At 41.3% G+C, this 20,320-nt stretch carries 22 protein-coding genes; 19 read left to right on the forward strand and 3 right to left on the reverse strand.

What is annotated here, in order from left to right; all coding sequences use genetic code 11:
* The first annotated feature begins 96 nt into the window (after window positions 1-96).
* The 8 genes from MHI04_RS08585 (at window position 97) to MHI04_RS08620 (ending at window position 8,475) form a co-directional block, all read left to right on the forward strand.
* The gene (locus tag MHI04_RS08585; RefSeq protein WP_101966813.1) at window positions 97-1,920 is read left to right on the forward strand and encodes a peptide ABC transporter substrate-binding protein; all 1,824 of its coding nucleotides are present in this window, start codon (window positions 97-99) and stop codon (window positions 1,918-1,920) included.
* A gap of 81 nt (window positions 1,921-2,001) precedes the next feature.
* The gene (locus MHI04_RS08590) at window positions 2,002-2,946 is read left to right on the forward strand and encodes an ABC transporter permease (protein WP_089932476.1); all 945 of its coding nucleotides are present in this window, start codon (window positions 2,002-2,004) and stop codon (window positions 2,944-2,946) included.
* A complete protein-coding gene (locus tag MHI04_RS08595; RefSeq protein WP_089932473.1) occupies window positions 2,946-3,920 on the forward strand; it encodes an ABC transporter permease in 975 nt (324 codons plus the stop codon). The genes MHI04_RS08590 and MHI04_RS08595 overlap by 1 nt, the downstream gene beginning before the upstream one ends.
* A 13-nt stretch (window positions 3,921-3,933) precedes the next feature.
* Entirely contained in the window at window positions 3,934-4,989 is a 1,056-nt protein-coding gene (locus MHI04_RS08600) for an ABC transporter ATP-binding protein (RefSeq protein WP_141903065.1), read from the forward strand.
* Window positions 4,979-5,926: an ATP-binding cassette domain-containing protein gene (locus MHI04_RS08605; protein WP_342535522.1), complete on the forward strand. Its 948-nt coding sequence runs from the start codon at window positions 4,979-4,981 to the stop codon at window positions 5,924-5,926. The genes MHI04_RS08600 and MHI04_RS08605 overlap by 11 nt, the downstream gene beginning before the upstream one ends.
* Window positions 5,923-6,855, forward strand: a complete 933-nt coding sequence (locus MHI04_RS08610; RefSeq protein WP_330494048.1) for an LD-carboxypeptidase — start codon at window positions 5,923-5,925, stop codon at window positions 6,853-6,855. Before MHI04_RS08605 ends, MHI04_RS08610 begins: the two co-directional genes overlap by 4 nt.
* 7 nt (window positions 6,856-6,862) lie before the next feature.
* The gene (locus MHI04_RS08615; RefSeq protein WP_342535523.1) at window positions 6,863-7,648 is read left to right on the forward strand and encodes a serine hydrolase; all 786 of its coding nucleotides are present in this window, start codon (window positions 6,863-6,865) and stop codon (window positions 7,646-7,648) included.
* Entirely contained in the window at window positions 7,645-8,475 is an 831-nt protein-coding gene (locus MHI04_RS08620) for an SH3 domain-containing C40 family peptidase (protein ID WP_058844947.1), read from the forward strand. Before MHI04_RS08615 ends, MHI04_RS08620 begins: the two co-directional genes overlap by 4 nt.
* Before the next feature lie 50 nt (window positions 8,476-8,525).
* Here MHI04_RS08620 and MHI04_RS08625 read toward each other — a convergent pair whose 3' ends face one another.
* The 3 genes from MHI04_RS08625 to MHI04_RS08635 all read right to left on the reverse strand — a co-directional run bounded on the left by MHI04_RS08625 (window position 8,526) and on the right by MHI04_RS08635 (window position 11,386).
* On the reverse strand, window positions 8,526-8,963 hold the full coding sequence (locus MHI04_RS08625; protein WP_342535524.1) for a hypothetical protein: 438 nt from the start codon (window positions 8,961-8,963) through the stop codon (window positions 8,526-8,528).
* 118 nt (window positions 8,964-9,081) lie between these two features.
* Window positions 9,082-9,807 (reverse strand): glucosaminidase domain-containing protein, encoded by a 726-nt coding sequence (locus MHI04_RS08630; protein ID WP_230593731.1) that lies wholly within the window; start codon window positions 9,805-9,807, stop codon window positions 9,082-9,084.
* Window positions 9,808-10,006: 199 nt separating this feature from the next.
* Window positions 10,007-11,386: a hypothetical protein gene (locus MHI04_RS08635; RefSeq protein WP_342535525.1), complete on the reverse strand. Its 1,380-nt coding sequence runs from the start codon at window positions 11,384-11,386 to the stop codon at window positions 10,007-10,009.
* A gap of 146 nt (window positions 11,387-11,532) precedes the next feature.
* Here MHI04_RS08635 and MHI04_RS08640 point away from each other — a divergent pair, with 146 nt between their 5' ends.
* From MHI04_RS08640 to MHI04_RS08690, 11 genes are all read left to right on the forward strand, one after another.
* On the forward strand, window positions 11,533-12,591 hold the full coding sequence (locus MHI04_RS08640; RefSeq protein ID WP_036116864.1) for a MoxR family ATPase: 1,059 nt from the start codon (window positions 11,533-11,535) through the stop codon (window positions 12,589-12,591).
* Window positions 12,592-12,594: 3 nt separating this feature from the next.
* Window positions 12,595-14,388: a peptidase gene (locus MHI04_RS08645; protein WP_342535526.1), complete on the forward strand. Its 1,794-nt coding sequence runs from the start codon at window positions 12,595-12,597 to the stop codon at window positions 14,386-14,388.
* Between the two features lie 97 nt (window positions 14,389-14,485).
* Entirely contained in the window at window positions 14,486-15,442 is a 957-nt protein-coding gene (locus tag MHI04_RS08650; protein WP_342535527.1) for an ABC transporter ATP-binding protein, read from the forward strand.
* Window positions 15,435-16,952: an osmoprotectant update ABC transporter permease/substrate-binding subunit OpuFB gene (gene opuFB / locus MHI04_RS08655; RefSeq protein WP_058844943.1), complete on the forward strand. Its 1,518-nt coding sequence runs from the start codon at window positions 15,435-15,437 to the stop codon at window positions 16,950-16,952. The genes MHI04_RS08650 and opuFB overlap by 8 nt, the downstream gene beginning before the upstream one ends.
* Window positions 16,953-17,029: 77 nt before the next feature.
* Entirely contained in the window at window positions 17,030-17,164 is a 135-nt protein-coding gene (locus MHI04_RS08660; RefSeq protein ID WP_340810873.1) for a hypothetical protein, read from the forward strand.
* Window positions 17,165-17,569: 405 nt separating this feature from the next.
* Window positions 17,570-17,893 carry a multidrug efflux SMR transporter gene (locus MHI04_RS08665; protein ID WP_342535528.1) on the forward strand — a complete coding sequence of 108 codons (324 nt, stop codon included), beginning with the start codon at window positions 17,570-17,572 and terminating at the stop codon, window positions 17,891-17,893.
* Window positions 17,894-17,906: 13 nt separating this feature from the next.
* On the forward strand, window positions 17,907-18,257 hold the full coding sequence (locus MHI04_RS08670; RefSeq protein ID WP_036116874.1) for a multidrug efflux SMR transporter: 351 nt from the start codon (window positions 17,907-17,909) through the stop codon (window positions 18,255-18,257).
* A 193-nt stretch (window positions 18,258-18,450) separates the two neighbouring features.
* A complete protein-coding gene (locus MHI04_RS08675; RefSeq protein WP_342535529.1) occupies window positions 18,451-18,675 on the forward strand; it encodes a hypothetical protein in 225 nt (74 codons plus the stop codon).
* Between the two features lie 142 nt (window positions 18,676-18,817).
* Entirely contained in the window at window positions 18,818-19,057 is a 240-nt protein-coding gene (locus MHI04_RS08680) for a hypothetical protein (RefSeq protein ID WP_244504808.1), read from the forward strand.
* A gap of 19 nt (window positions 19,058-19,076) precedes the next feature.
* The gene (locus tag MHI04_RS08685; protein ID WP_089932467.1) at window positions 19,077-19,736 is read left to right on the forward strand and encodes an HAD family hydrolase; all 660 of its coding nucleotides are present in this window, start codon (window positions 19,077-19,079) and stop codon (window positions 19,734-19,736) included.
* A 150-nt stretch (window positions 19,737-19,886) separates the two neighbouring features.
* The gene (locus tag MHI04_RS08690; protein ID WP_036116879.1) at window positions 19,887-20,318 is read left to right on the forward strand and encodes a hypothetical protein; all 432 of its coding nucleotides are present in this window, start codon (window positions 19,887-19,889) and stop codon (window positions 20,316-20,318) included.
* Window positions 20,319-20,320: the final 2 nt, after the last annotated feature.

Here is a 20,320-nt window from a genome sequence, read left to right on the forward strand (position 1 = left end):
TAGAAGGACCTAGCTTATGTTTGAAAGATCCTATTGAAGGTGCATCCGTCCTTGCAATAGGATTTTCATTATAAAAAGATGATTAGGGGGATGCTTGTGAGAAAGTCTTGGTTGCTGTTCATATGTCTGGTCGTATTGTTTTGTGTAGCCTGCAATGATGAATCATCGAGTGAAAAGGCATCGGAATATCGTGTTGTGTATTCGGGAGAAATTAAAACGTTAAATTATTTAAAGACGTCTGAAACAAATGAATTTGCGGTGGCCGCAAATATGGTGGATGGACTCATAGAATACGATCAATATGGAGTCGTTCAGCCAGGATTGGCGAAGGAATGGTCTGCTAATGAGGATGCTACTGTTTGGACGTTCAAGCTACGTGATGATGCTAAATGGGTCACACATGAGGGGAAGGACTATGCAGATGTTGTGGCACAAGACTTTGTGGATGGCTTACATTATGTGCTTGATGCTAAAAATGAATCATCGACGTCTTGGATTGCGACGGTCGTAAAAAATGGGGAGGCCTTCTATAACGGCGAGTTGGCTGATTTCAAGGAGGTTGGCATAAAGGCGCTAGATGAACATACAGTAGAATATACTTTAGAAGCCCCGACACCCTATTTCCTTTCTATGTTGAACTATGTTTGTTTCTTCCCGGTGAATGGCAAGTTCATTGCCGAGAAAGGGAAGGATTTTGGTACGACGCGTGAAAATTTCCTTTATAATGGCGCTTATCTTTTAGATAAATTTGAACCGCAAAATGAGCGTGTTCTTGTGAAAAATGAGTCGTATTGGGATAAAGACAAGGTGTTGATTGATCGCATTCGCTATAAATACAATAAAGAAGCGGCAACAGTGGCACCAGAGCTGTTTTTACGTGGAGAAATTGATTCTGCTAGTATTCCAACCTCTATTATTGATGAATGGTTTAAAGACGAGAAGAAAAAATCCCAGGTTCGTCAAACACAAAATAACTTCTATACCTACTTCTATGCACTTAACTTTAATCCACAATTTGACGCCCAATATGAGCCAGATAACTGGAAGGTTGCAGTCAATAATAAAGATTTCCGTAAATCCTTATTCCATGCACTGGATCGGGTGTCCGCAATGCTGACGGTTGAGCCTTATAATCCAGCAGATTTGCTGAGCAATACTATTACACCGAAAAACTTTGTCGATGTGGAAGGGGTGGATTATACCCAATTAGCGCCACTTACGACCATTTCCAATGAAGATTCCTTCAATAAAGAGCTCGCTCTAGAGTACAAAGAAAAAGCGAAAACAGCATTAGCAGGTAAAGCCACGTTCCCTGTAAAAGTATTAATGCCCTATAATGCAGGCAGTCCAGATTGGGCCAATCGTTCTCAAGTAGTGGAACAGCAGATTGAAAAATTACTAGGGACAGATTATGTCGACATAATTGTAGAGGCTGGTCCATCGACAGGCTTCTTATCAGAGGTGCGTCGTCCTGGCAAGTTTGCGCTTTTAGAAGCGAACTGGGGTCCTGACTTTGCAGATCCCTCTACGTATACAGATCCATTCACAGTGGACGGTACTTACAATAAACCAGAATTAGCAGAAGGCTATAAAGAGGCAAATGGCAAAACGACGTACCAAAACCTTGTGGATCAAGCGAAAGAAACGATTGATGCCGCAAAACGCTATGAGCTATTTGCAAAGGCAGAGGCCTTTTTAATTGATGAAGCCTTTGTGATCCCTTATTCAGTAGGGGGGAGTGGCTATGTGGCGTCTAAATTAAATCCATTTGAGGCGCAATATTCGCCATTCGGTGTAACGGCAGAGAAATTTAAAGGACAGCAAGTGCTGGAGAAGCCAATGAGTAATGAAGAATTTAAAAAGGCGCTCGCGCAGTGGGAGCAAGAACGTGCGGAAGCGTTAGCGAATGCTGAAAAGTAGTATGGCTTCGTAGAGGAAAAGGAGATACCGAAAGAATAGTCGGCATCTCCTTTAGTCTTTTGGATAAAGGAGGATAGCGCCATGTTGCAGTATATAGGAAAACGTCTCTTACAATCCGTGTTCACCCTTTTTATTATCATCACGATCGTCTTTTCATTATTACGATTAATGCCGGAGGAAGGATATTTAGGAGCGGCAGCCGATAAAATGTCACCGGCTCAGCAAGAAGTTTATTTAACAAATCTTGGCTTACGTGATCCATTGCTTGTTCAGCTAGGAAATTTTTATAAAAATTTGTTGCAAGGGGATTTAGGCAAATCGGTCACTTATCGTACGGATGTACCGGTTGTGACGATTATTGCGGATAAAATTATGTATTCTCTGCTCTTTGGTTTGGGGGCAGTAGCTTTATCGCTACTCATTGGTGTGCCGTTAGGGATTTTGATGGCCTATCGTAAGGGGCGTTGGCTAGATCGGCTAGGGACAGGCTATATCGTCTTTGTCGTTGCTGTCCCTGCAGCAGTCTACTACTTAGTCATTCAAATGTATATTACGGAACTCTTTCAATTACCGATGCTGTTTGATGCGTACAGGCCGATTACTTGGATTTTGCCACTTACCTCCATGGCGTTGGCGCCGACAGCCTCCTATGCGATGTGGATGCGACGATATATGGTAGATGAACTGAACAAGGACTATATTAAGCTAGCAAGGGCGAAGGGTGTGAAGGAGCGGACATTGATGTTCCAGCATGTACTGCGAAATGCCTTTATTCCAATGGCACAATACTTACCTGCCACCATTCTATTTACGATTACAGGCTCTATTTATATCGAATCGCTCTATTCCATTCCAGGGATGGGGGGCTTACTCGTGGATGCCATTCAGCGTCAGGATAATACGATTGTGCAAGGCTTAGTGCTAGTATTCTCTTCTCTTGGCATCATCGGACTTATTTTAGGGGACATTGCCATGGCACTTGTCGATCCACGCATTAAATTAGGCAAGGGAGGGGGTGTGCGCTAATGGGTATGTATACAGATGAAATCAATAATATTTCGAATAAGTCCCGTCAAACATTGTTTGAATTTGCTGAAGTTGACGCAAGACAGGCAGAGGAAACTGGCTATTCCAATTACTCTTATTGGCGGTCTACATGGCAATCCTTTTTAAAAAATAGACTAGCCGTTTTTTTATTAGTGGGAGTGTTTATTATTGTCAGCTTCACCATTCTCCAGCCTTATTTACCAGCGCAAAAATCACCAACTGAAATTTACTTGGATGAACAAACAGGGATGCAGGCACGCAATATTACCCCCAATGCAGAGTTTTGGTTTGGCACGAATTCCATTGGTCAGGATTTATGGTCTCGTATTTGGGCGGGCACAAGAACATCTCTCTTTATTGGCTGTGTCGTAGCCTTGGTAGAGGCAGTAGTCGGTATTACAATCGGTACACTGTGGGGCTTTTCACGAAAATTAGAAGCATCGATAACGCAGCTATATAATGTTGTCGATAATATCCCCACAACCATTGTGCTCATTTTAATGTCTTATATTTTACGCCCAAGTATTTCGACGATCATTATAGCTATGTGTATAACGGGATGGGTGGAAATGGCGAGATTTATTCGCAATCAAATTGTTATTTTACGTGACCGTGAATACAACCTAGCCTCAAAATGTTTAGGCACTCCTGATTATCGTATTATCTTAAAAAATTTATTACCTTATTTAATTTCAGTGATTATGTTGCGTATGAGCCTCGCTATTCCCTTTGCGATAGGAGCCGAAGTATTTCTAACATATATCGGTTTAGGGCTACCAATCAGCGAGCCGTCCTTAGGAAATTTAATTAATGAAGGGCGTGTACTCATGATGTCACCAGATTTACGTTATCAGCTGATTTTCCCAAGTATTGTGTTAAGTGTCATCACGATAGCATTCTATATTATTGGTAATTCTTTTGCAGATGCAGCAGATCCGAAAAACCATGTGTAAGGAGAGGAAATAAGTGACATTGAAAAAATCGCGCATATTAGTCATACAAAATTTAGTCATTCAGTTTACGCTACGGGGTCGTGTCTTAACAGCTATCCGCGATATTTCACTCGACCTTTACAAGGGAGAAAGCTTAGCCATTGTTGGTGAATCAGGTTCGGGAAAATCGGTGCTGATGAAATCCATTATGGGCTTGCTAGATAAAAATGGCAGCATTCAGCAAGGACGAATCATTTACAATGCACAGGATGTAACTCAGTTTACGACAGAGCAAGAATGGTTGCGTATTCGAGGTAAGGAAATTGCGATGGTAACGCAGGACCCAATGACATCGTTGAATCCGCTCAAAACCATTGGGAAGCAAATTGAGGAATGTGTCGTCATGCATCAAGGCTTAAGAGGCAAGGAAGCCTATGAAGAAACATTAAAGTTGCTAACAGATGTAGGTATTACAGATGTGAAAAAACGCTATAAGCAATACCCACATGAATTTTCGGGAGGCATGCGCCAACGTATTGTCATCGCTATTGCGATTGCCTGTAAACCGAATATTTTAATTTGTGATGAACCAACAACCGCTTTAGATGTGACCATTCAAGCTCAGATATTACAACTATTAAAGAATCTTCAGCAGAAATATGGCTTATCCATTGTCTATATTACGCATGATTTAGGCGTTGTCGCAAAGGTGGCTGATCGTATTGCCGTGATGTATGCGGGTGATGTCATTGAGGTCGGGGAAACGCATGAAATTTTCTTTAATAGTAAGCATCCTTATACGTGGGCACTCATTTCCTCCTTACCTCAGCTTGGCTCAAAGGGGGAACAATTATATTCAATTAAGGGCACGCCACCGAATCTTTTTCAGGAAATAAAGGGTGATGCCTTTGCACCACGCAATCCATATGCATTAAAAATTGACTTTGTAGAGCGTCCACCTTTTTTTCAGGTCAGTGACACCCACTATGCGCGCACATGGTTATTAGATCCACTTGCACCAAAAGTAGAGCCGCCAGCCGCTTTACAAGCATTTTTTGTAGAAGGGAGGCAGTATGCTAATGACCGATAAAGAAGTGCTAGTAGAAGTGCAAAATGTATCCGTCGTATTTGGTAAAGGGAAACATAAATTTACAGCGATTGATGATGTCAGCTTTCATATTTTTAAAGGTGAAACATTTGGCATTGTAGGTGAATCAGGATCTGGGAAAACAACGATTGGTCGGGCTATTATGCGCATTAATGAGGTGACAGAAGGACAAATTTTGTATCATGGCAAAAGTATACAGGGCAAAATTTCGAAAGAGTGGGATAGAGAAATTACGCAGAAAATCCAAATGATTTTTCAGGACCCGATGGCCTCCCTCAATGAGCGAGCAAAAGTAGATTATATTATTTCCGAAGGATTATACTCTTCAAAGAAATATAAGGATGAGGCAGACCGTCAGCAAAAGGTTCGCAATGCTTTATTAAATGTAGGCATGCTGCCAGAGTTCTCTAGCCGCTTTCCTCATGAGTTTTCAGGAGGACAACGGCAGCGTATTGGCATTGCTCGTGCTTTAGTGATGGACCCCGAGTTTATTATTGCAGATGAGCCTATCTCTGCCCTAGATGTGTCCATCCGAGCACAAGTATTGAATTTATTAGCTAGTCTGCAACAGCGTAATCATTTAACGTATTTATTTATTGCCCATGATTTATCAATTGTCCGTTTTATTACCGATCGGACAGCGGTCATTTATAAAGGGAAAATGGTTGAGCTGGCAGACACAGAAAAGCTATTTACTCATCCGCTGCATCCTTATACAAAGGCACTGTTATCTGCAGTACCAGAGCCGAATCCCTATAAGGAACGAGGGAAAATCGTTGAAGTGTATGATCCGTCACAGCATCGTTATGAGGAAAATCCTCCTTCATTTGTTGAAGTAGAGGAAGGTCATTTTATTTTGGCCAATGAAGAGGAACTAACGCATTATCGTACTTCACTGAAAATGGAGGGAAAAACATGATTCGTCCAAAGGCATTGAAAAAAGGTGACACTATTGGTCTTATTAGTGCTTCTGGGGCAACACCACCAGAAAAGCTGCAGCCTGCTATTGCGAGTATTGAGAAGCTAGGGCTCAAGGTGGTCGTTGGGGAGACCTGTCACGCAAGGCATGGTTATTTAGCAGGTGCTGATGATGTGCGGGCGGCAGATGTCCATCGCATGTTTGGTGATCCGACCATTGACGGCATTTTTTGTATACGTGGAGGCTATGGGGCGACGAAGATTTTAGCACAATTAGATTTTGAGCTGATTCGAGCAAATCCTAAAGTATTTGCAGGCTATAGTGATGTGACTGCCTTACATATAGCCTTTCAACAGCTATGTGGCTTTGTTACGTATCATACCCCGATGCCATCCACGGAATTTATTAGACAGGAAATGGACGACTACACATGGCAATCCTTCAGGCAGCAGATTATGGACAATGACAAAACGTCGTTCTACTTAGAAAATCCCTCTAACCAACCCATGTCAACACTTGTCAGCGGGAATGCTACAGGTCAGCTAATTGGTGGTAATTTAACATTGATTACAGCGTCACTTGGCACACCCTATGAAATTGATACAAGAGGTAAAATTCTGTTTTTAGAAGATGTCGATGAAACGCAACAACGGGTCGATCGTATGTTGACACAATTAAAACTGGCGGGGAAGTTCGATGACGCGGCAGGTATTTTGTTAGGAGCATGGACTAATTGTGGGCCTGAAAATCTGCAAAGGCCAGAGCATAGCTTATCACTACACATGATTTTCCAAGAAATACTAGTGCCTCTAGGTAAGCCAATTATAGCCGAAATGGCATGTGGTCATTGCTTACCAACGATGTCGCTGCCTTTAGGAAGAACGATCTCAATGGATGCGGACAACCAGCGAATCCATGTGATTGAGTAGGTATTATATGGAGCAGATTATTGAAAAAATGGTTCAGGAATCCCCTTACAACGTACATCTATTTGTTCATAATCTCACAACCAATCAATTGCTTACGAGTCATCAGCTAGAGACTGCATTTTCTAGTGCCAGTGTCATAAAAGTTCCAATTCTAATAGCCTTGCTCTCATATATAGAGCATAACAAATTATCACTTGATACTACGCTGCCGATTTCACCAGACGATTGGGTGGGTTTTAGCGTGATAAGTGAGCAACGGCTTACCCAAAGCACTTTATATGACCTTCTTGTATGGATGGTTATTACGAGTGATAATACAGCTACGAATGTCTTAATTGATGAAGTAGGGATGAGCTTTTTGAATGACTATTTTCGGCATATTGGGTTACAGGACACGGTGTTACAGCGAAAAATGATGGATGTAGAACGGCTAGCTCAGGGCATAGACAATCGCACGTCAGCACGGGATATGGCGCATCTTTTTACGCGTATCTATCGGCAAGAGCTACTAACAGCCCCTTACAGTCAACTGGTCATTGATATCTTAAGCCGTCAGCGTGTGCACGACTCCTTAAAGCGTTATCTTGTGGAGGATGTGAAGCTGGCACATAAAACAGGCGGGCTTGATACGGTCGATCATGATGTCGGGATTGTTTATAGTAGCACAATCGATTATAGTATCGGTGTTTTTATGACAAACGTGATGGATAATGAGCAGGCTCGCCAACTAATCGGTCGTCTATCAAAGGTTGTTTATGCGCAGTTGGTGGAGGGAAAGGAGGGACACAGATGAAGGCTATCGTGACAGCAATGGTTGCCAATTTACAGGCCAAGCCAGATGCAGCTTCTGAATTAGTCGATGAGGTACTTTATGGGATGACAGTAGATATTGTCAAAGAGGTGAATGAAGCTTGGGTATATGTCCAAACAGCCTATCGCTATGAAGGCTATTGTCAGAAGACAGATTTACTGTTAGATGCAGCAATCGCCTCCACGTGGCAACGGGAAGCACAGCATGTCATTCGTCAAAGCTTTGCAGATGTTTTGCAGCAACCACGTATCCAAAGTACCAAACGACTCACGCTTGTAAAGGGCTCGTTCGTCAAAGTCATGTCTTTAAAGGATGTACCAGAAGAATGGTCGGCCATTCAACTCGTATCGGGACAAACAGGGTATGTTCGGACAAAATGGCTGCAGCCGAAAATTTCAGTTCAGGCATTATCGGAGGCACAGTTTCGAGAAAACGTTGTGGAAACGGCACTTAGCTATTTAACAGCACCCTATCGATGGGGTGGTAAATCGCCTTTAGGGATTGATTGCTCTGGCTTATGTTCAATGGCCTATCTGTTCAATGGCGTTTATATTTTTCGAGATGCCAAAATAGTAGAGGGCTTTCCGATTGTCAAAATAGACCAAGACCAGATGCAAAAGGGTGATTTAATCTATTTCCCTGGTCATATTGCTTTATATATGGGCGATCAGCTTTATATCCACTCATCACTAGGAGGCAATGAAGTGACCATTAATAGTCTAGATGAAAAACATCCGCTCTTTCGACAGGATTTAGCTACGACGATAGTAGCAGTAGGTACTTTTTTTCAGGAGAAGCCAAATATTTAGGCTTCTCTTTGAGTTTTTATAAGAGAAAAATCCATGACATGTCTGTCCAATCAACAGTGAGATTTAATTCGATCCAGTTTTTTTAAGGACATCCCAATTTTGGTGATAACTAATGTACTAACATTCACAAGCAGTAACGCTACTAGCTGCCACACACCGATAAAAAAAGTAATCATACATAAATCAAAGGCTGCTTCACCTGGGGGCATGTCTGGATAGGGCTCTAATTGCCAATAATGCAACACAAAATAACAGGCTAAAGCTGTTCCTTGACCGACATAGATAAAGATCCAATGGATAGAGGATGCTATTTTGAGTCGACAACACCAAAGCGCTAAATTTAGCAAAAGGATAAGTAGCGGAAACAGCAACAGTTGAAACATACTTTCAGCTATGGTCGTAATGAAAAATAGGTTATAGCTTAGCTGAATGACTGGCAAAAGGATTAAGTTGACGGTGATAACACTGAGCAGTTGTATGCGCGTCATGATATGTCTACCCTTTCCGTATTTTTACATAAAGACGTTTTGACAAAAGAAAGGGTTTCGTCCACTATAAGAAACCCTCCATACGCTTGTTTGTTGGCTGAGTACGGAGGGTTTTGGATTAATAATGATAGATATTAAGTTGTTGGCCTGCTTCAAGGCGATCTGATCGCAGCTGATTCCATTGTTTAATTGATGTCACCTTTACATTATAGACCTCTGCAATCTTCATAAGTGAATCCCCATCAGCCACCGTAATCGTTTTCTTATCTTTCACAGGGGTGTCATATTGTTGTAGATCATATTTTGCAATTAGTGCATTTAATTTTTCACTGTATGATGAATCAGTAGCATAGGAGCCTGTTAAAAACGCCGTCGCATCTGTATAGACTTTTGTGTTGCTTTTGAAAACGCCCGCGTAAAAATCCTTGTTCCATGAAACGCCATTACGCATTAACTTTACATAATCTTGCATGGATGCCTCATAGGAAGGGTATTTGCGGAAGGCAGCCATGATTGTGGAAAGATTACCAGAACCATCATCCTCTGATGTTTCGAGTGTTACGGAATCATTTTGGTAGCTGCCTTTCATGCCAAATAAATTATAATTGGGTGCAGAACCTAGTCCACTTTGACCATGCTCACTTTCTAGAATCGCTTGGGCAATCATGACGGATGCGTATAGGTCATTATCAGCACCAAGGTCCCGAGCAGTTTCGGCGATTTCACCAATAAACTCCTCCACACTTGGGCCATTATCAATGACGACAGGCTCTTCTCTGTCAGTCGTATTCAATAACTGTGTTACCATATAAAACGAAATACAAATAACAACAATGGTAATCATAAGTCCTTTAAAAAAGTTTAGCACGTATTTCATTGTAGCTGGATGTTGGTCGTGACCACATCTCCCTCCCTTCTATTAAAAGTTTAGCTATCTCTCATTATTACAGAGAGTTTAAAAGAAATAAAGAGCAGTCTAAATAAATAGATTTCATCATTAATAGAACGCTACCAGTGCTAATTAGTTCCTCGTTATTGCTCACTTATACTTTAAAATTTTGGGACATAAATTGTTTGAATCTCTCAAAATATTGCTCGGAGGCTTCCCATTGTCTAGTGTTCAAATAAGATAGCTCTTGAAGACCATAATAATGAGGAGGCTGATAATAACGGGAAACATAGGATTGATTTTCAAGTGTATAAAAATAATACGCTTCGTCAGGCGTCTGAATTTCAATGCGAGCATGTATCCTATCACCATCCTCATCCAGATAGGCTTGACGGAAACTATAGCATTTGGAACCATCCCAGAAACCATCATGGTCTTCTTCTAATTCTTGGATTGCTGACTGCTGGAAAATTTGTCGTACATATTGTATCTCGATAGTATGCAAGTAAAGCTCTGCTACATTGATGCACGTTAAAAGCATGAGCCAGTGATCGTGAATATCCACTAAATGCGCCTGCGATGATTCTGTAATATCCCACCATTCAGCTTCTTCCTCTAGTGTTTTTCTCAAGAGGGAGACGGATTGATCCTCATTAAGCCAAATAAAATAGTGATACTGAGAAGTCTTCATATAAACACTATCATTGTGTTTGTCTCCATCAGCATTGGTATGTGCGCGCTGGATCATGAAATAAACATCCTGTTCCGTCAAATCAAAAGAAGGCTTGTCTGGTGTCATCAAAATACATGTAGTCAGTTTCAGTATGTTTTCCGCATTAATCGAATGGTGCGTGAAATAAACAGAAGATGCTATCGTCCTTTGAGGAACGCTTGTAAAATGAGTGAGTGCGGAACGTCCTTCTTTAAAAATTTGCACCAGTGAAGCGAATGAAAAGCCGACCTCATCCTCATCTTCATCCTCGTCTAAAAATACTTCATCGATTAATATGTCCTGAATACGAATGGGGAGTTCTTGAAAAATACCGTCTCCGTGCCAAATATTTACGATACACTGAAGCGACCTCTGGCCATTTACATTGATGCGATACTCGTCATCCTGAACGAATGTTGCTGCTTGAAGATTGCCGTTAACAATAGCTTCTCCATGATTGTATGAGCCACATAAAATATTCTCGACCGTCAGATTTCCATGTACATAGATTTCCTGACCACCGACCGCTATATTTTTAGCCATTAAATTGCCCATCACCATCAGCCCAATTGCACCATCTGTTTCTAAATTGTATAGGTTGTCAACGGTTAAATGGCCATTGATGAAAATAAGAATGGTCTTATCTTGCTGTGGAAAAGGCATACCCCAATCCAAATCAAGAGAGGGAAGTGTCAAATCGCCCTCATAGTACGCTACTAGATCATCCTCACTAAAATCCTTGTAAAACTTTGCCCACCAAGAGTCTGCTGGAAATCTTTCAGCTAGTTGGGAAATCGCCATGAATTGATAGACATTGTGCATACGTCACGACCTCTCTATTGCTATTTTTTTTATCTTCTCACAGCGAGTAATTGGCAGTCAATTTCATAGATTGGTAGAGACAAGCACAATTTAATAGAAAATGGTATTATGAACCTTTAAAATGATTAGTTGAAAGGAAGTTTTGATTGAATACGATTTTTAGTGTTACACAAAAACAACTATACGATTTTCTACTGAATGTAGCGACGATACGACCTGTCTTTATTTGGGGAGCGCCTGGCATAGGGAAATCAGCGATTGTTGAAAATTTTGCTAGCGAATTAGGCTTGCCCTGTGTTTCGTTATTGGGCAGTCAGCTAGCACCCGAGGATATCATTGGCGTTCCGCAAATTAAGGATGGCTACAGTGTTTTTTGTCCACCCAAAATGATTGCGCGAAATGAGCCTTATTGCCTTTTTTTAGATGAATTAAATGCTTGCTCACAGGAAGTACAAAAAGCTTTTTATAGTCTCATTCATGAACGCAGAATTGGAGAGTTTACGTTGCCAGAGGGCACGATTGTCATTGGCGCAGGCAATCGTGCTCAGGATAATGCGATTGTTAAACCGATGTCCTCAGCATTAATCAATCGTATGGTCCATGTTCAGCTAAGGGCATCGCACAAAGATTGGCTTGAATGGGCCTATGCACATGAAATACATCCCTATGTGATTGAGTATATTCAAATGCGTCCCGACCATTTATGGAGCGAACCGCCGAAAACAGAGGAACCATTCTCTACACCACGTTCATGGCATATGCTAAGTGATTGCTTGTATGCATACGGCAATAGCTTGCCAGAACAAACAATCGATCTATTAGCAAGCAGCTGCCTATCTGCACATATTGCCAGTCAATTTAAAGCCTTTATCAAACAAGTGCAAAGTAAATATGATCTAGCCAAAATTATCAATGGTGAATTGCGTTGGCCAGATCGACCGGAAGAAAGAGATTTGCTTTATTTCATGGCGCAATCCTTCCGTGCGCAGTTACTGAAGGAGCTTCCAAACGAGCATACGACATTGAAGGGGAATCAACGACAATTAGCCTTTCGTGCCAAAGATTTGATCAAGGACTTAGCGTCCATTAGCTTAGAAATTGCACAGATGGTTGTGTCAGAGCAAAAGGGTGAAGCTTTACCCGCTTGGTTTATGCTGGAGGTTATTCGGGATTTACCACGTTTAGTAGCTAAAAAGGACGGTTAACATATGGCCAAAAAAAAGAAAGCATCACAGCAGGAGCAGAAAAATGAGAAAGCGATCGCGCGTGGGCATGAGATTGTTTGTACACATCCCTTGTTCGAGGCGTTATGTCATGCTGTGTACATGCAATATGAAAGTATGCCACAAAAGGATTGGGCTTACGTCACAAGCGCGGGTGTCATCTGTGTTAATCAAGATAAAAAAGGACAGCCCAACGAATGGGCCTATGTCATAGCGCATTGTTTGCTACACCTTGGCTTACATCATCAACCAAAAGAGCAGCAGGAACTGTGGAATATCGCCTGTGACTGCTATATTACAAAGTTTTTAGCAGAGCTAAAATTTGGTCAAGCACCTAAAGAAATGAGTAATCCGCTTTTTGAAGCTTTTAGCTCGGAGGAAAAATTGTATGACAGATTTTTACGCGAAGGTGTGCCAGACGATTTGAAAGGCTATAGTACAATGCCAGGACAAGTGGACTTTATTATTTCACAAAATAAAACGAATGTTCTTTATAGAGGCGTTAGCAATTACGCTGCGTTATTTGCAGAAGGTTTATCGAAAGCAGTGCAAAGCGCCATTCGTGTAGCAGGTGGGGTAGAAACCACATTTGGAGGAACAACGAGGGTAACACAAGCACAACGCGCAAAGGCTTGGTTTATGAGCTCATATCCCTTATTTGGTGCTTTAGCTGCGGATTTTACCATAATTGAAGACCCACTTGTTTGTACAAGAATGGATATCTCGGTTGCCGCCATCGCAGTGGAAACGAAGGAGATTTATTTGAATACGGCTGTAGGCATGACCGATGAGGAAATGCGCTTTTTAATGGCACACGAACTGCTGCATGCGGGATTAAGCCATGCTACGCGCAGACAAGGACGTGATCCCTATCTATGGAATGTTGCTTGTGATTATGTCATCAATGGCTGGCTCATCGATATGAAAATTGGCGAGATGCCAGCATTTGGCGGGCTATATGATCCAGCCTTAAAAGGGCTCTCGGCAGAATCTATTTATGATCGCATTGTTACGGATATCAGGATGTATCGCAAATTAAGAACCTTTCGAGGGCAAGGCACAGTAGATATGATTGAAACGAATCCACCAGACTTTTGGGAAGGTAAGGCAGGTGTGGATTTGGATGCTTTTTATAGAAGAGCATTGAGTCAAGGATTAAGCTATCATATGGCACAGGAGAGAGGATACTTACCACAAGGACTCATTGAGGAAATTCGTAGTCTAGCACAGCCACCTATTGCTTGGGATGTGGCCTTAGCCAAATGGTTTGATCGCATGTTTCAGCCGATAGAGAAAGTGAGAACATATGCCCGTCCAAGTAGAAGGCAAGCATCGACACCTGATATAGCTAGACCAAGATGGGTTCATCAAAGCGGAGAGGAAGATGGGCGTACTTTCGCAGTCCTTATTGATACCTCAGGCTCTATGGATCGTCTCTTACTAGGAAAAGCACTCGGCACAATCGCGAGCTATAGTATTGCCAGAGATGTTCCCCTTGTACGAGTGATATTTTGTGATGCCGTTGCCTATGATGCAGGCTATCTAGCACCTGAAGAGCTATTGTCTAAAGTGAAAGTAAGAGGCAGAGGAGGCACCGTGCTACAGCCTGGTGTCCGTTTACTAGAAGAAGCGCAGGATTTTCCAAAGGATGGTCCTATCCTTATTATTACGGATGGTCAATGTGATCGTTTAACCATAAAAAGAGAGCACGCCTTCGTATTGCCAAAAGGGGCCAAGCTACCGTTTGTGCCAAAAGGCGAAGTATTTAGAATGAAATAGCCAAACCTACCTGCACATGTTTGAAAGAACTGTTGTTGGTGAAATATAGAAGTGAACTTATTCTCATTTCATTCGCAAATTTAAAAGGAGATGACAGATGATTACATTTGACAATGTCTCAAAAAAATATGATAACGATTATACAGCTGTCAAAGCTCTAAATGTCGAAATTAAAAAGGGTGAATTTTTTGTCATTATCGGCCCTAGTGGATGTGGCAAAACTACTTTATTGAAGATGATTAATCGATTAATTCCATTAACAGAAGGAACGATTTGGATCAATGGTAAAAGAATCAGTGACTATAATATCCATGAGTTACGTTGGAGTATCGGTTATGTATTACAGCAGATCGCCCTGTTTCCACATATGACGATTGAAGAAAATATTGCGATTGTGCCAGAATTGAAACATTGGCATAAAACAAAAATTCAAAAGCGTGTGGAGGAACTGCTGGAGATGGTTGGGCTTGAACCAGAAAAATATCGCCAGCGTAAGCCACAGGAGTTATCAGGTGGCGAACAACAAAGAGTGGGCGTTATTCGTGCCTTAGCGGCTGACCCATCGATTATCTTAATGGATGAGCCGTTCAGTGCCTTAGACCCCATCAGTCGTACAAAACTCCAGGATGATTTACTGGAGATGCAACGTACGATAAGGAAAACCATTGTATTTGTCTCACATGATATGCAGGAGGCACTGAAGTTAGGGGATCGCCTCTGTATTATGAAAGATGGCGAAATTGTCCAAATAGGTACGCCACAAGAATTGATACAAAATCCTGCCAATGACTTTGTACAACAGTTTATTGGTAGCAAGCATCAGGTAGAGCATGCGTTTACTATCCATGCCATCATGCAACCAATCATGACAACAAGCGAGTTCCAGGATACGATACTTGTGGATGCTTCGCTTGCGACAATTTTTGACAAGCTAGCCCAGCATGACTTATTAGGTGTCGAGGAGGATGGCAAGCTCATCGGTATGGTGACAAGAGCCTCTATGCTGCACTATTTAGCAAAGGATTCAAAGGAAAGAGGTCTTGCGCATGACTAATGTGATGGAGATGTTTCAAGAACGGAAGGCACAACTGCTAGCGGCATTGCTAGAACATATCCAACTATCCTTCATCGCTTTATTTTTTGCTGTTCTCATTGCCATTCCTCTAGGTATCTATTTAACCAATAAAAAGAAAATAGCTGAAAGTATCATCGGCATCAGTGCCGTTTTGCAAACGATTCCTTCTTTAGCTTTACTGGGCTTATTAATACCTCTATTTGGTATTGGGAAAGTTCCCGCCATTATTGCGTTAGTCGTCTATGCGCTATTGCCTATTTTGCGAAACACCTATACGGGCATTAATGAAGTCGATCCATCATTAAAGGAAGCGGCATTAGCCATGGGGATGAATAGACCGAAGCGTTTATTGAAAGTAGAATTACCACTGGCCATGCCTGTCATGATGGCAGGTATTCGAACAGCGATGGTGTTAATTGTGGGGACCGCCACATTAGCTGCTTTAATTGGAGCTGGGGGATTAGGAGACATCATTTTACTTGGAATTGACCGTAATAATACAGCCCTCATTTTAATAGGAGCTATACCGGCAGCCATGTTAGCATTGATTTTTGATGTGTTGCTCAAAAAATTAGAATCCCTGTCCTTTAAAAAAACATTGACTACATTGAGTCTCGTTAGTTTGACGGCATTCATCATTATTTTCTTCCCGCTATTTAGTAATAAACCACAAGATGAAATCGTGATAGCAGGAAAGCTAGGCTCTGAACCTGAGATACTCATCAATATGTATAAATTATTGATTGAACAGGAAACGGACTTAACTGTGCAGCTAAAGCCAGGGCTTGGTAAAACCTCGTTTGTATTCAATGCGTTAAAATCGGGGAGTATTGATATTTACCCTGAATTTACGGGCACAGCTATTACGGAATTTTTAAAAGAGGAAGCGATCAATCATAACCAAGCCGATGTCTACCATCAGGCAAAAGATGGCATGCTGGCGCAATTTGATATGGTCATGCTAAGCCCCATGAACTATAACAATACGTATGCATTGGCCGTATCACAGGATTTGGCGGAGACGTATCAATTGCAAAAAATTTCTGATCTGCAAGCGATAGAGCAGAAGGTGAAGGCAGGCTTTACATTAGAATTTAATGACCGTGAAGATGGCTATGTTGGCATTCAAAAACGTTATGGGATTGTGTTTCCAACACTTGCAACGATGGAGCCAAAGCTTCGCTATCAGGCGATACAATCGGGCGATATCAATTTACTGGATGCCTATTCAACGGATAGTGAAATTCGTCAATACAAGCTACATGTATTGGAGGACGATCAAGCATTGTTTCCACCCTATCAAGGAGCACCATTACTAAGAAAAGAAACGCTAACAAACTATCCAGAGATTGAAAAGGCATTAAATCAACTAGCAAACCACATTACAGACGATGAAATGCGAGAAATGAATTATCAAGTAAATGTGGAAGGAAAGCTCGCAGCAGACGTAGCAAAAGCATTTTTAGTAGAGACAGGATTATTAAAATAAAAGCCAGGCCCTCTAGCATTAGAGGGTTTTATTTTTATCGATAATTATTGATAGGGATAAAAAAGGAAGGAAAGGGGATGCTGATTTTTGGCTTGACGATGCTTGCGATTCTTTTGGTAGGAACAATGAAGGTATCAGAACAATTAGTAGCCAAGGGGAGTATGGCGGCTTCTATTCATTTTAAAGGGTTGGAAATGCTGTTGTCCGATTAGGTAGGCAAGGATATGCATTATGCAAAAAAGATGTCATGACCCTTTTATTTACTGCTACAATATACATAGCTATTGTCTTATTGATTATTGTCTAATTTACAAAAGGTATCCTATTTTCGTTAGCTAATAGTAAAAAAATAGCAAGAATTAGATACTGTGTGATCGTGTTGAGCTTGATAGCTAATGCATTCCATACCTATTTTGCCTAACAGCTTAGGAAGTGAGAACATGACCATAATGATTCGCTTAGATTGTATGCAAGCGGATCGTAAAATGCAGCTAGGTGATGGTCAATCTCTCTAATTTAAAAACGGGTAAGGTAATACGATTGGTAAAGCGCAATCTATTGGAGTATGTTGAGGAAGAAGATGACAGATAGAAGTGAACTAGAAAGGATTTTCAAGAATGATGGTTTTTAGTTTTTTATTGATCGCCATTGTAGCAGAGGTTTTTGCAAGCTCCATGCTAAAGAGCACAGAAGGTTTCACGCGCATTTGGCCATCTGTTGGTGTGGTGGTTGGCTACGCAGCGGCATTTTATTGTTTAGCCTTGACATTACAGGTTATCCCTATCGGCACAGCCTATGCCATATGGGCAGGTTTAGGGACAGCGTTAACGGCTATTGTCGGGGTTGTCCTTTATAAGGAACAATTTAATCGCAAGAAGGTCATAGGGATACTATGTATTATTTTGGGTGTCGTAGTACTCAATCTTGCAGGTGGACATTAGGAGGCTGAACAGCATGAAGGGCTATTTATTTTTAACATTATCGATTATAAGTGAGGTTTTTGCGACAACTATGCTCAAGCTTTCTGAAGGCTTCACCGTGCTGGGTCCCTCTTTAGCGGTGGCACTTGGCTATGGCATTTCATTTTATAGCTTATCCTTATGCCTAAAAACATTGCCATTAAGCCTAGCCTACGCTATTTGGTCAGGTGTTGGGACAGCTTTAACCGTTCTCGTAGGTATGATTATTTGGCACGACATGTTTAATCTCTACTCGGCACTTGGCATAGCCCTCATCATTGGCGGCGTGATTTTGTTAAATCAAGGGGATAAACGTGACAAGGTGATGGATAGTTTGCAGGAGTAGGTGGATAGAGTTATAAAAGTACTGGATAGCAGGAAAAGAAGGATAGAGTTGCAAAAAAGGTGGATAGAAACACAAAAGTAATGGATAGAACAGCAAAAGAGGTGGATAGAAACACAAAAGTAATGGATAGGGTTGCGAAAGTGATGGATTGTAGAAAAAGAAGGATAGAGTTGCAAAAAAGGTGGATAGAACAGTGAAAGCGGTGGATAGAAATGCAAAAGTAATGGATAGAACAGCAAAAGAGGTGGATAGAAACACAAAAGTAATGGATAGGGTTGCGAAAGTGATGGATTGTAGGAAAAGAAGGATAGAGTTGCAAAAAAAGGTGGATAGAACAGCGAAAGCGGTGGATAGAAATGCAAAAGTAATGGATAGAACAACAAAAGTGATGGATAGAGTTATAAAAGTACCAGATTGAAGGAAAAGAAGGATAGAACAGCAAAAGCGGTGGATAGAAATACAAAAGCAACGGATAGAACAACAAAAGTGATGGATAGAGTTATCAAAGTACTGGATAGCAGGAAAAGAAGGATAGAGTTGCAAAAAAGGTGGATAGAACAGTGAAAGCGGTGGATAGAAATGCAAAAGTAATGGATAGAACAACAAAAGTGATGGATAGAAACGCAAAAGCAACGGATAGAACAACAAAAGCGGTGGATAGAAATGCAAAAGCAACGGATAGAACAGCGAAAGCGGTGGATAGAAATGCAAAAGCAACGGATAGAACAACAAAAGCAACGGATAGAACAGTAAAAGCAGAGGATAACATGCTGTATAGAAGTACGATAGCGTTGGATTAGTTCAAAGGGGGAAAGTAGGATGTTGAAAGCGATTGTTTTTGATTTTGATGGTACGATTATTGATACAGAAACGGCGTGGTATACCGTTTTCAAGGAGGCCTATGCTCATTATGGTGTTGCGTTATCCTTAGAAATGTATGCAAAATGCCTTGGTACAAATCTTCAAGCCTTTAATCCTTATACATATCTTGTTACACATCATCACATCAAATTAGATGTGGAGGCATTTCGAGCATCTATTCAACAAAGTCATGCACAATTAATGGAAAAGGAAACGCTCAGACCGGGTATATTAACACTGCTGCAGCAAGCAAAGGAAGCGAGTTTACAAATTGGTCTTGCTAGTAGCTCGAGTCGTCAATGGATTGATCAGTATGTTGATAAGCTTGGCATTCAAGATTTTTTTGATTGCTATTGTACCGCGGACACCGTGACAAATGTTAAGCCTGATCCAGAGCTATACTTGCAGGCGCTTAAACAATTAGGTGTAAAGGGCAAGGAAGCGATAGCGATTGAGGATTCACCGAATGGCGCACAAGCAGCTGTGGCGGCGGGCCTTTATACAGTGGTTATCCCAAATGCTATTACGAAGCAATTACCATTCGGCACAGGGCATCATACAATGGATACATTAGAACCGAATAATGTACAAGAACTGCTGACATGTTTCTCTCAATGATCTCATGAAGAAAGCCTCTCCATTCTATGGTAGAGGTTTTTTTAGTTTCTGTGTGAAAAAGTCGTCATATTTTTTGTCGCTACATATTATAACGAGAGGGCAACTTACATGGACCAACAGACATATTCAAACTAGAGAGGGGGCTACAATTTGAACAGTGAGAAGAAAAGAAATCACTTTTTATGCGAAGCTTTAAGTGATTTGAAGGATCTTCAGGATATTATGATGAATTTTCATTCTAAATATTTCGGTCAGCTACTTGTCAAAATAGTCGGTAGTGATACGATTCCATTTTTTTTAATTACACATAGTGGCGCTCATTTAAGGTTAATGGATACAGTGAAACAATTTGAAACGGAGTATTTCCGTATCGAGGCGATTGATAAAGAGCGTTGCCGTGGCACAGTGTCGTTGTTGCGCGCTTTTGATTATGAAGGAAATGATACTAATTCGATTGCTGACGTGGTGAGGTTAGAAAAAACAAGTACGCACAAATCGATTGAACTTAGTGGGATATCGGCGATTCAGCTCTTAAAGCCAGACATGTTGAAGGGGAAATTTATCATTGAGCCTAAATGGTAGCG

Origin of the sequence: Lysinibacillus sp. FSL K6-1151 (assembly GCF_038630755.1) — a bacterium.
Taxonomy (GTDB): Bacteria; Bacillota; Bacilli; order Bacillales_A; family Planococcaceae; genus Lysinibacillus; species Lysinibacillus fusiformis_D.

Coding starts and splice junctions, on each gene's coding strand:
- MHI04_RS08590 (WP_089932476.1), top strand. CDS start 2,002: ATGTTGCAGTATATAGGAAAACGTCTCTTACAATCCGTGTTCACCCTT.
- MHI04_RS08595 (WP_089932473.1), top strand. CDS start 2,946: ATGGGTATGTATACAGATGAAATCAATAATATTTCGAATAAGTCCCGT.
- MHI04_RS08605 (WP_342535522.1), top strand. CDS start 4,979: ATGACCGATAAAGAAGTGCTAGTAGAAGTGCAAAATGTATCCGTCGTA.
- MHI04_RS08610 (WP_330494048.1), top strand. CDS start 5,923: ATGATTCGTCCAAAGGCATTGAAAAAAGGTGACACTATTGGTCTTATT.
- MHI04_RS08615 (WP_342535523.1), top strand. CDS start 6,863: ATGGAGCAGATTATTGAAAAAATGGTTCAGGAATCCCCTTACAACGTA.
- MHI04_RS08620 (WP_058844947.1), top strand. CDS start 7,645: ATGAAGGCTATCGTGACAGCAATGGTTGCCAATTTACAGGCCAAGCCA.
- MHI04_RS08625 (WP_342535524.1), bottom strand. CDS start 8,963: ATGACGCGCATACAACTGCTCAGTGTTATCACCGTCAACTTAATCCTT.
- MHI04_RS08630 (WP_230593731.1), bottom strand. CDS start 9,807: ATGATTACCATTGTTGTTATTTGTATTTCGTTTTATATGGTAACACAG.
- MHI04_RS08635 (WP_342535525.1), bottom strand. CDS start 11,386: ATGCACAATGTCTATCAATTCATGGCGATTTCCCAACTAGCTGAAAGA.
- MHI04_RS08645 (WP_342535526.1), top strand. CDS start 12,595: ATGGCCAAAAAAAAGAAAGCATCACAGCAGGAGCAGAAAAATGAGAAA.
- MHI04_RS08650 (WP_342535527.1), top strand. CDS start 14,486: ATGATTACATTTGACAATGTCTCAAAAAAATATGATAACGATTATACA.
- opuFB (WP_058844943.1), top strand. CDS start 15,435: ATGACTAATGTGATGGAGATGTTTCAAGAACGGAAGGCACAACTGCTA.
- MHI04_RS08660 (WP_340810873.1), top strand. CDS start 17,030: ATGCTGATTTTTGGCTTGACGATGCTTGCGATTCTTTTGGTAGGAACA.
- MHI04_RS08665 (WP_342535528.1), top strand. CDS start 17,570: ATGATGGTTTTTAGTTTTTTATTGATCGCCATTGTAGCAGAGGTTTTT.
- MHI04_RS08670 (WP_036116874.1), top strand. CDS start 17,907: ATGAAGGGCTATTTATTTTTAACATTATCGATTATAAGTGAGGTTTTT.
- MHI04_RS08685 (WP_089932467.1), top strand. CDS start 19,077: ATGTTGAAAGCGATTGTTTTTGATTTTGATGGTACGATTATTGATACA.